The 15155-nt window shown below is 69.3% G+C and carries 11 protein-coding genes; 6 read left to right on the forward strand and 5 right to left on the reverse strand.

The annotated features are described in order from the left end of the window. The first annotated feature begins 133 nt into the window (after positions 1–133). Complete coding sequence (locus IRZ30_RS09840) at positions 134–1750, forward strand: bifunctional aminoglycoside phosphotransferase/ATP-binding protein (RefSeq protein WP_294084821.1); 1617 nt, start codon at positions 134–136, stop codon at positions 1748–1750. 112 nt (positions 1751–1862) lie between these two features. Here IRZ30_RS09840 and IRZ30_RS09845 read toward each other — a convergent pair whose 3' ends face one another. Continuing rightward, on the reverse strand, positions 1863–2846 hold the full coding sequence (locus IRZ30_RS09845; RefSeq protein WP_294084822.1) for a tyrosine-type recombinase/integrase: 984 nt from the start codon (positions 2844–2846) through the stop codon (positions 1863–1865). An 87-nt stretch (positions 2847–2933) separates the two neighbouring features. Next, on the reverse strand, positions 2934–5585 hold the full coding sequence (locus IRZ30_RS09850; RefSeq protein WP_294084823.1) for a GAF domain-containing protein: 2652 nt from the start codon (positions 5583–5585) through the stop codon (positions 2934–2936). A 231-nt stretch (positions 5586–5816) separates the two neighbouring features. Between IRZ30_RS09850 and IRZ30_RS09855 the strand changes: the two genes are divergently transcribed. The 3 genes from IRZ30_RS09855 (at position 5817) to IRZ30_RS09865 (ending at position 8141) form a co-directional block, all read left to right on the forward strand. After that, on the forward strand, positions 5817–7223 hold the full coding sequence (locus IRZ30_RS09855; protein ID WP_294084824.1) for an FAD-dependent oxidoreductase: 1407 nt from the start codon (positions 5817–5819) through the stop codon (positions 7221–7223). Positions 7224–7384: 161 nt separating this feature from the next. Then, complete coding sequence (locus IRZ30_RS09860; RefSeq protein ID WP_294084825.1) at positions 7385–7795, forward strand: VOC family protein; 411 nt, start codon at positions 7385–7387, stop codon at positions 7793–7795. Between the two features lie 106 nt (positions 7796–7901). Next, on the forward strand, positions 7902–8141 hold the full coding sequence (locus tag IRZ30_RS09865) for a hypothetical protein (protein ID WP_294084826.1): 240 nt from the start codon (positions 7902–7904) through the stop codon (positions 8139–8141). A gap of 117 nt (positions 8142–8258) precedes the next feature. On the opposite strand, the gene solA is transcribed toward IRZ30_RS09865, so the two are convergent. The 3 genes from solA to IRZ30_RS09880 all read right to left on the reverse strand — a co-directional run bounded on the left by solA (position 8259) and on the right by IRZ30_RS09880 (position 12930). Beyond that, positions 8259–9419, reverse strand: a complete 1161-nt coding sequence (gene solA / locus IRZ30_RS09870) for an N-methyl-L-tryptophan oxidase (protein ID WP_294084827.1) — start codon at positions 9417–9419, stop codon at positions 8259–8261. Between the two features lie 710 nt (positions 9420–10129). Next, positions 10130–12004: an ABC transporter ATP-binding protein gene (locus tag IRZ30_RS09875; protein ID WP_294084828.1), complete on the reverse strand. Its 1875-nt coding sequence runs from the start codon at positions 12002–12004 to the stop codon at positions 10130–10132. A gap of 167 nt (positions 12005–12171) precedes the next feature. Further along, the gene (locus tag IRZ30_RS09880; RefSeq protein WP_294084829.1) at positions 12172–12930 is read right to left on the reverse strand and encodes a sulfite exporter TauE/SafE family protein; all 759 of its coding nucleotides are present in this window, start codon (positions 12928–12930) and stop codon (positions 12172–12174) included. 261 nt (positions 12931–13191) lie between these two features. Between IRZ30_RS09880 and IRZ30_RS09885 the strand changes: the two genes are divergently transcribed. Together IRZ30_RS09885 and IRZ30_RS09890 are read left to right on the forward strand one after the other, a co-directional pair. Then, positions 13192–13620 (forward strand): Rrf2 family transcriptional regulator, encoded by a 429-nt coding sequence (locus IRZ30_RS09885; protein ID WP_294084830.1) that lies wholly within the window; start codon positions 13192–13194, stop codon positions 13618–13620. A gap of 85 nt (positions 13621–13705) precedes the next feature. Beyond that, entirely contained in the window at positions 13706–14884 is a 1179-nt protein-coding gene (locus tag IRZ30_RS09890) for a cysteine desulfurase family protein (protein ID WP_294084831.1), read from the forward strand. The last annotated feature ends 271 nt before the right edge of the window (positions 14885–15155 follow it).

The raw sequence follows: 15155 nt of genomic DNA on the forward strand, positions 1-15155 counted from the left end.
GGGGGTGAGGGGGAACCGTTCCCTCCACCCCTTCGCCCACACGTTGCACTCCTTGCCAGATGGCGCCCGGGACCGTACGCTCTTGGCGAGCCGGAGGGTCGCCGGTGTCCACGTCTGCCGCTGAGGAGGGGCGATGGTAGACCAGGAAGCAGCCGCGCGCGAGCACATGGCCCGGATCATCGCCGATCTGAGCCGGACCGAAGCCTACCCGCACCCGGTCACGGAGATCGCGATCGAGGAGACACACGCCTCTATCGTGTTCCTCGCGGACGACCTCGTCTACAAGATCAAAAAGCCGGTCAACTTCGGCTTCCTCGACTTCAGCACGCTGGAGCGGCGTCGCCACTTCTGCCACGAAGAGATCCGCCTGAACCGACGCCTCAGCCAGGGCGTGTACCTGGACGTCGTCCCGGTCGTGGAGGTCGGTGGGCGGCTCCAGCTCTTCGGGGACGGGCCAGAGGTCGAGTACGCGGTCAAGATGAACCGGCTCCCGGACAACCAGATGCTGAACTACCTCATCACCTCGGGCACGGTAGACGAGCGGGTCTTCCCGGCCCTGGCCGATCGACTCGCCGCGTTTTATCGCGAAGCGGCGACCGGGCCCGGCGTGGACGAGTGGGGCACGGCCGAGGCGGCGCACTTCAGCATCCGGGAGAACGTGGAACAGACCCAGCCCTACGTCGGCACCATCATCGCGCCGGTGCAGCACCGGCTCATCGACGAGATGTCTGCGCGCTTCTTCGCGGAGCACGAGGAGCTGTTCCGGGAGCGCATCGCCGCGGGCCGCATCCGCGAGGGGCACGGCGACCTTCACCTGGCGCATATCTGTGTCCAGGGGCTGCGCCCGGAGGAGCTGCAGATCATCGACTGCGTCGAGTTCAACCCCCGCCTGCGCTGCGGAGATATCGCCGTGGACATCGCCTTCCTTGCGATGGACCTGGACTACCACGGGCGCCCCGACCTATCCCGGTCGCTGGTGACCATGCTTGCCGAGCGGCTGGAGGATGACGACCTGCCGCTCCTGGTGCACTTCTTCTCTGTGTACCGGGCGCACGTGCGCAACAAGGTGGCCTGCTTCCGGCTGGACGAGATCGCGCCGGAGCTGCCCGAGTACGTCGCCGTCAAGTCGGAGGCGGAGCGCTACATCGACCTGGCGACTTCCTACCTGGTGGAGCCGGAGCGCCCCACGTTGTTCCTCGTGGGTGGGTTGTCCGGCACGGGCAAGAGCGTTATCGCCTACCGGCTGGCGCGGGCGCTCGGGGCATCGCTGTCGTCGTCCGATGTGGTGCGCAAGGAGATCGCCGGACGGCCCGTGCAGAGCCACGAGCCGGTGCCGTACGGGACGGGCATCTACGAGCCGAGTTTGACCGCGCGCACGTACCAGGAACTGCTGGACCGGGCACGCACCTCGCTGACGGCCGGCCGCTCGGCCGTGCTGGACGCGACCTTCCTCGACCCGACCTGGCGGGAGGCAGCCCGCGACATGGCCGCGGAGCTGGGCGTCGACCTGCTCCTCATCGAATGCCAGGCGCCGCCCGCCGTGGTGGAGGAGCGCCTCGCGCGGCGCAGTGGCCTGATGGCCGACCCGAGCGAGGCCGACTGGGCGGTCTACCAGGAGCAGCGCCGGCGGTACGGCGACGTACTCGCCCCGCTGGAAAACGTTCCGCAGCTCACGCTCGACACCAACCGCCCGTCGGCGCAGGTGCTCGACGACATCCTCACCCACATCTCGCTCCGCCCTCGGCTGTGATCCCACGGCGGGCGAGCGCCTGCGTTGCGGTCATTCTGAGCGGAGCCGCCCGCCGCTGTGCGGCGAGCATCGTGACAAGGGCTGCGTGAGGTGAAATCGCCCACCAGCGCCCTCAGGCGCCGCGGGGGGCAGCTTGCTCGGCGAGAAGTGGCGGCTCGGCGAGCTTGATGTAGCGACGGACGCTCATGCGGTTGCGGGAGTCGTCGGCCAGGCCGAGCAGGCGCAGCAGTTCCGCCTCGTCGGCCCCCTCCCGAGCACGGTTGACCGCGAAGGTGTCGCGAAGTGTCTGCGGTGTCACGTGCCGCTGAATCCCGGCCGCCTGCGCGACTCGCTCCACCAGCTTGTTGAGCGACTGCGGCAGGATCGGGATCAGGTAGTCCAGCGGCCCGTGCTCTTCGACGAGCCGGCGGTAGATCGCCGTAAAGGGAGCGCCAGCGGCCAGCTTGCGCTCGCGCCCCCGGTGGCGGGGGTTCTCGTAGAACACGTAGACAACCGGTTGCTCGGGGTCGGAGAGATCGACATGGTCGGCGCGCAACTGCAGCACCTCGCCGCGTGAGAGCCCGAGGCACAGCATCAACCAGACGGCCGCGTGCGCGCGGGGCCCATCGGCCTCCGCGGCCGCGAGGATCCGCTCCTGCTCCTCTCGGAAGAGGGGTCGCGGCGTCTTCAGTGGAATGTGCTCCGGGTAGAACGACTCCGTCGGGTCGTGCTCCAGCACCTGCGCCTTGTCGATGAGGAACTTGAAGAGGCCCGAGACGGATGTGAGCCGGCGCTTCCGCGTTGAGCGCGTCTGGCTGTCATCGAGGAAGAGCGCGATGTCGCGCGGGCGAATCTCGCCGATCGGCTTCGAGCCGATCAGCATCTCGAACACCGCCAGGTCGTAGCTGTACGAGTTGACCGTGTTGCGCGGGTGGCCGGACTGCTCCAGGTAGCGACGGTACCAGTAGCGCGCGATCTCCAGGCTGGACTCCGGCGTGAGGTCAGGGACGAGCGCGACATGCCCACGGAGCCGCCCGTCGGTACCCAATTCGAACAACGGCGGCTGAAGCGGGCGGCGGGGTGCCTGCGTTGGGGGTGGTGCATCCGAACGCGACATGCGGCATCCCTTCGCCGTACGCGAACGTCGCTGGTAGGCTAACCGGGACGCAATCGAATGTCAAGTCAGGCAGGGGCCGCGCCGTTGCTAGCAGGATCCCACGTGGTGCGTCCGGTACCGCTTGGCTTGGTGCATCGCCGCATCGGCGCGGGCAATCAGCTCGCTGGCGCACGTGCCATCCTGGGGGAACGCCGCCAGTCCCCAGGAGACGGTGGGGAGCATCTCGGACTTGCCGGCTTCCGCGATCGCCTGGTCGATCTCCTGCAGGCGGGACTGTAGCGCCCAGGGGGCGATCCCGGGGACGATCAGCGCGAACTCGTCGCCGCCGAAGCGCGCCACCGCGTCGCCGGGCCGGACGTGGGCCGCCAGGATCCCGGCCAGGGTGCGGATGGCCTCGTTGCCCCGCTGATACCCTGCCGCGTCGTTCAGCGCCTTCATCCCGTCGGCATCCAGGATCGCGATGGCAAGCCGGCTGCCGGTCTGCCGTGCCCGCTCCAACTCCTGCTCAAGCCGCTCGTAGAAGGCGCGGTAGTTGAGCAGCCCGGTCATCGGGTCGAGGTCGGCCTGACGCTTGAGCTGATCGTGGAGGTGGGCCACCTCCATGGCCTGCGCCACATAGGTGGCGATCATCTCCAGCACGTGCTGATCGGTCAGCGAGAAGGCGGCGACGTGCGGGCTCTCCAGATTGAGGACACCGATGCAGCGCCCATCGATCAAGAGCGGCACCGCCAGCTCCGAGCGCATCGGGTGGGAACCGCGCATGACGTAGCGCGAATCCTGACTGGTGTCGGGGACGTTCTGTGAGACCCCATGGCGGGCCACCCACCCGGCAATGCCGCGATTCTCTTCGAGGATGTAGGTGCCGGAGAGGACGGGCAGGTGCGGGTACTCGCCGTCAGGCGTGACGAGCATCAGGTAGCCCTGATCCGGGTTGCATAGCAAGATGTCGCAGACCGAGTCGGGGAATTCGGACTCCAACACGGAGACCAGGCGGCGCAGGAAGCGGTCGATATCCAGCAGCGCGCTGACCTCGGCGCTGATGCGCTGGAGCAGCCCGAGGGCGCGGGCCTCGGCGCCTGCGGCCCGTGGCATCGGCAGGGCGCCGGCCGGCGGCGGATCATCCCGGATCGGCTCGAGCATACCCGCCTCCAGGGCGGCGAACAGAGCATCCACGACTTGTGGGGCGAAGTGGCTCCCCCGGCAGCGCCGCACCTCCGCGATGACGTCCTCCCAGCTCATCGCGACGCGGTACGGGCGATTGGACAGCATCGTCTCGAACGCATCGGCCAGGCCCACGATCGCCGCGCCGAGGGGGATCTCATCCCCGGCGAGCCCGTCCGGGTAGCCGCGTCCGTCGTACCGCTCGTGGTGGTGCCGGATGATCGGGACGATGGGGGCGAGCGCCGGGTTGTCAGCCAGGATGCGCGCGCCCAGATCCGGGTGCCGCCGGATCATCGTCCACTCGTCGGCGTCGAGCTTGCCCGGCTTCTGCAAGACCCGATCCGGAATGCCGATCTTGCCCACGTCGTGCAGCAACCCGGCCAACTCGATGACCTCCACCTCGGACGGCGGGAGTCCCATGGCCTGGGCGATCTGCCGGCTGTAGGCGGCGACGCGCCGGGAATGATTGCGGATGTACGGATCCTTCGCGTCGACAGCGGCCGCCAGTGACGCGACCGAGGCCCGGTAGAGATCGCGCGTGCGGTCGGCCAGAAGCGCCCGCTCGAGGGCAACCGCCACCTGATGCGCGAGGAGCCGCAGCAGCGCCGTATCCAACTCCCCGGGGGTGCGTGGCTCCGGGTGGAACAGCGCGAGGGTTCCCAGCAAATCGTCCTGCTCCCCGATGAGCGGGACGGACCAGACGGTGTGGAGCATGGGGAACTGCGCCGCCAGCTCGGCGGCACGGGGCCAGCGCGGATCGGCTGCCAGATTGGTCGCCACCACCAGATCCCGCTCGAGAGCTGCCGTGCCGCAGGGCGTCGTGCCGAGCGAGATGTGCTTGATCGCTTCCGCAACGCCCTCCGGCAAGCCGACGCTGGCCGTCAGCGTCAGCAAATGGCGGGAGCGATCGAAGAGATAGAGCATCGCACCGCCCAGCCGAATCACCGCGGCGATCGCCTCGACCGCCACCTCGGCGATCGCCTCCGGCGTCGGTGCGCTGTTCAGCCGCTGTGCCAGGCTATGCACGCTCGTCAGGATCGCGCGCTGGCGGTCGGCGGCCTTCAGCAGGCGCTCCTGCTCGATCGCGAGCGCCGCATCCTCCGCGAAGGACTCGGCCACCACAACCTGATCCGCCGTGAACGGCTCGCCGATGGCGCGATACAGGCACAGCACCCCGCGCAGCTCATCCCCGGCGCTGATCGGGAGCATCAAGCACCATGGGTAGCGCCCGGCGCCGCTGGAGTCGGGACCCACCCAGCGGGCACACCGCATCGCCGGATCATCCCACTCCGCGGGTAACGGCGGGGGAATCAGATCGTCGTGCCCATTCCCGGCGATGATGCGGGGGTCGGCATGGTGCTCCTCCCATTCCGACCTGTGGACGACGACGGCCGCGGCATCACTCTCCGTCGCCGCGGCCAGCTCGTGCAACGCCCCAGTCAACAGGGACTCCAACGACTCCCCGGCGAGGAGCCCGCGGACGAACGTGGCCAACACATGTGCCCTACACGCGCCGTTCAGGGCGGCGCCGTTGCCCCCTGCTACCTGCACGCACGCGTGTGCGACTTGCTCCCGCACGTTGCTTCGCTCCATCTCTAGATACCCTGAGGGGAGTATCGGCACAGACACGCACACGCGACAGGGGCGATAGGTCACGGACTATTGGGTACCCGCGTCCTGATTTCCGCGTACGAACGATGTTGCGCGACGAGCGCGGCGCCATCCCCGCCTCTTGCACGCGCGCCGAAGGCCCGGTTACCATGCAGGGCCACACGCTACGTCTGTGTTCGGGGAGACAGCGAGGCGCGAGTGGACCGGAACTACGCGCGGTACAGCTTCTGGCTTGCGACTGCGGGAGACGACCTCACCCCGCGGCCGCCGTTGGACGGCTCGATTGAGGTCGATGTGGCCATCCTGGGCGCCGGGTTCAGCGGGCTCTGGACCGCCTACTACCTGCTCCGCCGGCAGCCGTCGCTGCGTGTCGCGCTGATCGAGGCCGAGATCGCCGGCTACGGCGCCTCCGGGCGTAACGGCGGCTGGTGCAGCGCGAGCTTCCCGTACTCGGTGACCAAGCTCGCCCGGCGGTACGGTCGCGAAGGGGCGCTGGCACTGGTGCGAGCGATGCGCGACACCGTCGACGAGGTGGGGCGGGTCGCGCAGGCCGAAGGGCTGGAGATCGACTACATCAAGAGCGGCACGCTGCTCCTGGCCCGCGGCGACCACCAACTCCCTTCACTGGAGGCGTCGTTCCGCACAGCGCAGGATCTCGGGATCGCCGACGATTATGTGTGGCTCGACGCGCGCCAGGCCGCGGAGCGGATCCGCGTGACCAATGTCCGCGCGGCGTACTACAACCCGCACTGTGCCACGATCCACCCCGGCAAGCTGGTGCGCGGGCTGGCGCGGGTGGTCGAGCGCATGGGCGCGACCATCTACGAGCAGACGCGGGTCACCGCCTTCGAGCCACGCCAGGCGGGCGTGCCCGGCAGCCGGCCGCGATTGATCACGACACGGGGCGATGTTCGCGCCGAGGTAGTCGTGCTGTGCGGGGAGGCGTACCTCTCCCGGCTGCCCGGTCTGCGCCGCCAGGTGCTGCCGGTGTACACCCAGATCGCGATCACCGAGCCGCTGAGCGAGGATCTGTGGGCCGAGATCGGCTGGGCGAGACGCGAAACCATCGCGTCGATGCGGCTGGGCGTGGACTACCTGCAGCGCACCGCCGACGGCCGCATCGCCTTCGGGGAGCGCGGCTCCCCCTACCGCTTCGGCTCGCGTATCAGCGACGAGGCCGACGTCTACGAGCCGGCCCGCGCCGCCCTCGAGCGCATGACGCTGGAGTGGTTCCCGATGCTGCGCGGCGTGCGCTTCACTCACCACTGGGGCGGGCCGATCGGGATGCCGCGCGACCGGATGCCGACGATCGACTACAACCGCCCCACCGGCATCGCCACCGCCCGCGGCTACACCGGTCTCGGTGTTGGAACCTCCAACCTGGCAGGGCGGATCCTCGCCGCGCTGATCTGCGACGACGACTCTCCGCTGCGCCGCTTGCCGATCGTGGGGCACCGCTCGCCCAACTGGGAACCGGAGCCGCTGCGCTGGATCGGCACGCGCTACGTGCAGCGCACTCTGCTCAAACGGGACGAGGAGATGGAGCGCACCGGCGTCCCGCCCCGGCGACGCGCGCTCGCCGAGCGACTCTGGCAGCGCTCCTAGCCTGATACCCCTTTTCGCCGCCCTGGACGAACAATCGTTCTCATCCTGTCCTCATGGACAGGTGACAATCGCCCATGTGTACGTATACTTAGAACAGATGATCGCATTGCGACCAGACAGCGGTGGCTCACCGCCGGAATGGCATCCGAGAGGGGGTCTCGATGGCAACGATCCAGCCCATTCTCCACGTCCCGGACGTCGACGCGACGATCCGGTTCTACCGCGACGTCCTGGACTTCACGGTGGACTTCGTCCTCCCTGACGAGACTGGGCGGACTATTCATGCGGAGCTGAACTGGCGCGGTGCGGACATCATGCTGGCGCCCACCGACGCGCTGTCACCAGTGGCACGCTCGCTCCTCGGTGCCGGGGTCATTCTGTACCTGACCGACCCCGAGGGAGACATCGATGCCTATTACGAGCGCGTCCGCGAGCGTGGCGCGCAGATCGTGGACCCGATCGCGACCCAGGAGTGGGGCCATCGGACCTTCACCGTCAGCGATCCCGACGGTTACCGACTGATGTTCGCCGCGCCGGTCCAGGAACCGAGCCCGGGCGTGGTGGCGGACTAGCGCGGCGCACCGGCACAGCGACCGCCCGGATCGGCGCCAGGCGCCTCCCGGGCAACCGGACACAGTGACGACCCGACGCTCGCCTCACCCCGGAGGGAGCCACAGGATGATACCCCTCGACCCCTGGACCGCAGGTCGCCTGGTGGGCGACCGGCATGCGGAGCGGGTTCAGCGCGCGGAGCATGCGCGCGTGCTCCGCGCAGCTACCACCGGCCGGGAGCCGGCCGGCTCTGCCCGACGCTTCATCGGCGGCCTGCTCATCCAGGTCGGCGTCTGGGTCGCCGGAATGCCGCTCAACCCGGACGCGGCTGCCGCGCGCGACCGGACACTCCCTGCGAAGACGTGAACGGTGCCGGCGACTCCGGGCCTTCCCCCGGGGTCGCCCACACGGCGGCCCGCACGGATCACCGGTGTTCGTCCCGGCACCACCCGGGACCGTTCGCGGGGTGAGAGCGTGCGTCCCTCACCCCGCCGCGACCACCCCGCGCTCGAACCGGGCATGAGAGAACAGCGCGATATCGTGCGCCGTCCTGCCCTCAAGCGCCAGGTCGGCCAGCACTTCGCCGACGACGCTGGCGGCCTTGAAGCCGTGGCCGGAGAAACCGCAGGCGAACACCACCTGGGGATGCTCCGGGTGCCGATCGATCACCCAGTGCCGATCAGGCGTCATCGTGTACATGCAGGTCAACGTCTGCATCACCGCGCCGCCCGCGCCCGGCAGGTAGTCGTTCAGCCGCTCGCGCAGCTCCGCGACCTCCTCCGGGTCGATCTCACGGCGGATGGTCTCCGGCGTCGTCGATTCGCCGACATCATGCCGGCCGAACTTGACCCCGTGCCCCGGCAACGCGGTGAAGGCGGCGTAGAACCCCTCCGGCACCTCCCACATCGCCCAGGGACACCGGCCGAGCCCGAAGCGCTCCTCGTCGTCCGGCTCGAAGTGGGCGTGGACGATCCGCCACACCTCCAGCGGCACCCCGAGGTCCGACAGGAGCGACCCGGCCCACGGCCCGGCCGTGACCACCAGCCGCCCGGCGCGGTACGTCCCAAGCTCCGTCTCCACCCGCACGCCGTCGCCCTCGGCCGCCCAGCGCCGCACCGGTTCGCCGTAATGCAGCTCCGCACCGTGGCCGCGTGCCAGATCGAGGTGCGCCACGACGCACGCCTCCGGGTCCATCAGCCCGGCGCCCGGCTCGTAGACCGCCATCTGCCCCTCGCGCAGCCGGTAAGCAGGGAAGCGCCGGTTCACCTCGGCTGCATCCAGGTACTCGTGCGGCACCCCGTGCGCCCGCGCGCTGGCAAGCGTCCCACTCACCAGTTCCGTGTCAGGCGCGCCGAAACAGAGTCCACCGGTCACGGTGAGCAGCGTCCGCCCCGACGCCTCCTCCAGCTCCCGCCACAGCGCCATCGCCCGTCGCACCAGCGGCACGTACTCTGGCGCCTCGTAGTACGCCTCCCGGTAGATGCGTGTCTTTCCGTGCGACGACCCGAACGGGTGCGGCGGCGTATGCGCATCCACCCCCAACACCCGCGCGCCGCGAGACGCCAGATGGTACGCCGCGGCGCTCCCCATCGCGCCCAGCCCCAGCACGATCACGTCGTAGGCCCCAGATTGCCGACTCTCCATCGCCGTCCGCCCTCCGGCTCCGGTTCCCTGAGCATCGTCCTATCGTCACCGTTAATCGCCACGGTGTCGACATTGTACTCCCGCCACACGGCCCCACCGCCCGAGCCGGGGGATCGGCCTCGTGCAGGACCAAGGCGGCAGTCGGTCTCAGCCCCTGATGGCACAGTGGTCCACATCCGAGCACGTGCCCGGGGGTTATGGCGTAAGACCAATCTTGGATGGGTGTACGTGGCAGGCATGTGCCCGGGGGCTCATGAAGTTTGACGAATTACTGTGGTACACGTACCGGTCCGTCGTCTCGTCCTTGTCATCCTGAGCGGAGCCGGCCGGCGCGGGAGCGCCGGGCAGCGCAGCGAAGGATCTCGCATCGGAGCGGCCATGCAGCGAAGGATGACACACGGGAAGCCGTGGGCGGCTGGCGGGTAGACACGACTAATTCGTCAAACTTCATAACCCCCGGGCACGCGCCGGTAGCTGCACGCCGTATCGCCTGGGTGTCAGTCCTGGTCTGCCCCAGCCGGCTTGAGCCGGCTTTCGTTGTGAGCCCGGCGGCTTTAGCCCCGGGCACGGGCCACGGCGTGGGATCCGTCGCGCCACCCACCCCCAGGCCCGAGCCAACCGCCACGCGACCGCGTCGGCGAGGAAGGACTCCGCCATCTCGCGTTTGAGGGCGATTGAGTATGCGGTCACAGCCGTGTCAGGATCGCCGCCTACGCCGCTGCCTCGGTGGGCGGCGGGGCGATTTGCGTGCGGTACAGCTCCGCGTACCGGCCGCCGGCCGCCAGCAACTCGTCGTGGCGGCCACGCTCCACGATCCGGCCGCCCTCGACGACGAGGATCAGATCGGCGGCCCGCACGGTCGACAGCCGGTGGGCGATCACCACCACCGTGCGGCCCGCCAGCGCGTCGGTCAGCGCCTCGGAGACCGCCGCTTCGGAGGTGGAGTCCAGGTGCGCGGTCGCTTCGTCGAGGATCACCACCCGCGGGTCGGCGAGCAGCAGCCGCGCGATGGTCAGCCGCTGGCGCTCGCCGCCCGACAGCCGGTAGCCACGCTCGCCGACGACCGTGTCCAGCCCGTCGGGAAGGGACGCGACGACATCCGCGAGCCGCGCCCGGCGCAGCGCGTCCCACAGTTCCTCGTCCGTGGCGTCGGGGCAAGCAAGGCGAAGGTTCCCCCGGACCGTGTCGTGGAACAGGTGACCGTCCTGGGTCACCATGCCCACCGTCTCGCGGATCGACACGGCCGACAAATCGCGCACGTCGATCCCGGACAACCGCACCGCGCCGCTGTCGACGTCGTAGAGCCGAGGGATCAACTGCGCGATGGTCGACTTCCCCGCGCCGGATGACCCAACCAGGGCAACCATCCGGCCCGGCTCGGCGCGGAACGACACGCCGTGGAGCACCTCGATCCCGCCGCGCGTGTCGAGCTCGGCGACGTCCTCTAACGACGCGAGCGATACCTTGTCCGCCGATGGGTAGCTGAAGTGCACGTCGTCGAACTCGACGGAGACGGGGCCGTCGGGCACGCGGCGCGCATCCGGCTTCTCCTTGATGAGCGGCTCCAGGTCCAGCACCTCGAAGACGCGCTCGAAGCTCACCAGCGCCCCCATGACCTCCACGCGCGCCCCGGCCAGGGCGGTGAGCGGCGCGTAGAGCCGGGTGAGCAGCAGGGCCAGCGACACCACGGCCCCGGCTTCCAACTGCCCGCGGAGCGCATAGAAGCCGCCAAGCCCGTACACGAGCGCCAGTGCCAGCGACGAAACCAGCGTCAGCGCGGTGATGAAGACCCACTGCAGCATCGCCGACCGGACGCCGATGTCGCGCACCCGGCGGGCGCGGGCCGCGAACTCGCGCGATTCCTCCTCAGGCCGGCCGTACAGCTTCACCAGCGTGGCCCCGGGCGCGGAGAAGCGCTCCGTCATCTGCTCCAGCATCGCCGCGTTGTGGTTCGCCGCCTCACGCCGGAACTGCGCCAGCCGCACGCCCATGCGCCGCGCCGGGAGCACGAACAGCGGGAGCAACAGTAAGGCCAGCAGGGTGATTTGCCACGAGATCTCCACCATCACCGCGAGCGTGAGCGCCAGCATCACCACGTTGCTGACCACGCCGGAGAGCGTGTCGCTGAACGCGCGCTGGGCGCCGATCACGTCGTTGTTCAACCGGCTGACCAGCGCACCGGTCCGGGTCCGGGTGAAGAAGGCGATCGGCATACGCTGCACGTGGTCGAACACCGCGGTGCGGAGGTCGAGGATCAACCCCTCGCCGATCCGCGCGGACAGCCAGCGGTTCAGGATCCCGATCCCGGCCTCGGCGACCGCAATGGCAGCGATGAGGCTTGCCAGCAGCACGACCCGGCGCGCCGATGCTCCCGCGATGATGGCGTCGACGACGCGCCCGGCGAGGATCGGCGTCGCGACTGCCAGGATCGCGAGGACCACGCTCAGTGCCAGGAACACCACCAGTTGTCCCCGGTGGGGCCGGGCGAACGCGGCGATCCGTCGCAGGGTGGCACGGGAGAACGGACGCCGGTCCTGCTCCGCTCGCAGCACTTTGAACAGTGAATCCCAGGCGATGGCTTCCATGTCGGGGGCTCCTCGTGCGTAGTGGGCGACTGCGGATCCAGCTCAGACAACCCGCGCTGCGAATGGCACCAGCCGTGCCCCCGCTGGCGGGGACACGCACGCCTTACCACCTCAACATTGGTTGAGGTCAAGCCATTCCGGGTCCGAGGAAGGATCGGGGCACCCGTTCAGGTTACCAGCAGCCAGAGGGCGACACCGACGCCGTAGATCAGCACCACGGCCCGCAGGCGGCTCGGGCTGAGCCGCCGGGCGACGCGCACGCCGAGGTACCCGCCGGTCCAACTGGCGACGGCCATCAGCGCCGCCACCGGCCAGACGACCGGGCCGAACAGGGCAAAGTAGAGCGCGGACACCCCGTTGATCACCACGCTGAGCAGGCCCTTCAGCGCGTTCAGCCGCTGGAGGTTGTCCCGCAGGAAGATGCCGAGAAAGGCCAAAATGAGGATCCCCAGCCCGGCGGTGAAGTAGGCGCCGTAGATGGAGGCGAGCAACTGCGCGCCGATTACCCCCGCGGAGCGCTCGCCGCTCGCGTCGCCCTGGCGGCGGAGCACCCATTGGGCCAGCCGCTCCTGCACCGCCAGGAGCGCACAGGCGAAGAGGATCAGAAACGGCACGATCTGGTCGAAGAGCCGGGCGGGGCTCGCCAGCAGGAGCACCGAGCCGATCAACGACCCGACCACCGAGGTGATCCCGAGCAGGACGATGCGGTCCCGCTGGCCCTCCAGCTCACGACGGTAGGCCAACGACCCTCCGATGGTGCCGGGCCAGACGGCGACGGTATTGGTCACGTTCGCGGTGATGCTCGGGTAGCCGACCGCCAGCAGCGCCGGGAAGGAGATCAGCGACCCGCCACCGGCGACGGCGTTGATCCCCCCGGCGATGAAGCCGGCGCTGCCCAGCAACACCGCCTCCGCCAGCGTCACCATGTGGCGACCACGCTCATCTCACCCCCGCCTCACCAACCCGTGCCCGACGCACCCGCCCAGGACGCGGGACGCCCCGGCATTGTCCACCGCGGACCGCTGCCTGTCCAGGCTCGCGCCGCGCGGCGCCACGTGGCGGAAGGGGCGTACGTACTGGGTTTTCGGGGAGAGCCGCGGTGTCCCTTTACTTGACCCCTTACGGCGTCCGGTGTAGGATACTGATGATTACGGGCGCCCCGCCGGTTCCGAGAGGCACAGGCCATCATGAAAGTATCGACGCGTGGCGAATACGGAATGCGGGCGATGGTGTCGCTAGCCCGGATGTATGGCCAGGGGCCGGTGCCGCTGGCTGCCATCGCATCGGATTCCGCCGTACCGGCAGCATATCTGGAACAGTTGATGGGGCCGCTTCGCCGGGCGGGCCTCGTGACGAGCACGCGCGGTGCACATGGCGGCTATGAACTGGCGCGTCCGCCTGCCGAAGTCCGCGTCGGCGAGGTCTACCGGGTCATGGAAGGTCCCATCGCCCCCATGGCGTGCGTCAGCGAGGACAGCGACGAGGACCTCTGCCCCATCATCGACGGCTGCGCGACCCGCGCGGTCTGGATCAAGGTCCGCGACAGCATCGCCGCCGCGCTCGACTCGACGACCCTGGCCGACCTGCTGGATCAGCACGCCGCGGCGGCACGCTGACGCCCATGACCGGCGGGCTGTCGATGGCGCCTACACCCACTCAACTCCCTGCATGCTTGCAACACATCACTTAGAGGAGGGGTCCGTGAACCAGACGGACATCTATCTCGATCACGCTGCAACCACGCCGCTGGACCCTGCGGTCCTGGAGGCCATGATGCCGTATCTCACCACGCGGTTCGGCAACCCCTCCAGCATCTACGCCGCTGGCCGGGACGCCCGCGCCGGCCTCGATTGGGCACGGGCCAACATCGCCAAGATCCTCAACTGCCAGGCGCGCGAGATCGTGTTCACCAGCGGCGCGACCGAGGCGGACAACCTCGCCGTCAAGGGTGTCGCCTGGAAGCACCGGCTCCAGCACCCGGATCGCCCCGGCCACATCGTCACCACCGCGTTCGAGCACCACGCCGTGCTCCACAGCGTCGAGTATCTGGAGAAGTTCGGATTTGAGGCAACCTACGTCCGCCCCGGGCCGGACGGCATCGTCCGGGTCGAGGACATCGCCGATGCGATCCGCGACGACACCATCCTGATCTCGGTCATGTACGCCAACAACGAGATCGGGACCATCCAGCCGATCGCGGAGATCGGGAAGCTAGCTCGCGAGCGCGGCATCCCATTCCACACCGACGCTGTGCAGGCTGCCGGCTGGCTGCCGCTCGACGTCCAGGCGCTCAATGTGGATCTGCTCTCGCTGTCGGCCCACAAGTTCTACGGACCGAAGGGCGTCGGCGTCCTCTACGTCCGCCGCCAGACGCCGATCCTCTGGCAGCAGAGCGGCGGCGCGCAGGAGAACAACCACCGCGCCGGGACCGAGAACGTGGCCGGGATCTACGGCATGGCGGTAGCCCTCCAGCGCGCCGTGCAGGAGCAAGAGGCGCGCACGGCCCACGTCCAGGCCCTGCGGGACCGCCTGATCGACGCGTTGCTCACCCGCATCCCCGGAACCCGGCTCAACGGGGACCGGGAGCGGCGCCTGCCCAACAACGTCAACATCTCCTTCGAGGGCGTCGAGGGCGAGACCGTGCTCCTCAACCTCGACATGCACGGCATTGCCGCCTCCAGCGGCTCGGCCTGCACCACCGGCTCGACCGAGCCGAGCCACGTGCTCACCGCGATTGGCTTGTCCCCGGCGCTCGCCACCAGTAGCATCCGGCTCACCCTCGGCAAGGACAACACCGCCGAGGAGATCGACCGCACCGTCGAGGTGCTCGCCGATACGGTCGCCCGCCTGCGCAAGATGGCCGTCGTTTCGGCCGACTGAGCCGCCCGCGGCTCGCCGGAGCGCCCGCATCGTGCCGGCTCGCGCATGGGATGCACCTAGAACCGGCACGATGCGGGCGCTTTGTGCGGTGTTCACGCTCGGCCCGTGCCCGGGGCTAAAGCCACCGGGCCACAACGAAAGCCGGCTGAAGCCGGCTGAGGTCGGTGATCCGACCGGGTAGTAGGAGGATCCCGCCGCACGGCTTGTGCCCGGGGCTGAAGCCGCCGGGCTGAACATGAAAAGCCCACTGAAGGGGCTGTGGACGCTGGGG

The organism is Sphaerobacter sp., from assembly GCF_019683595.1.
Taxonomy (GTDB): Bacteria; Chloroflexota; Chloroflexia; order Thermomicrobiales; family Thermomicrobiaceae; genus Sphaerobacter.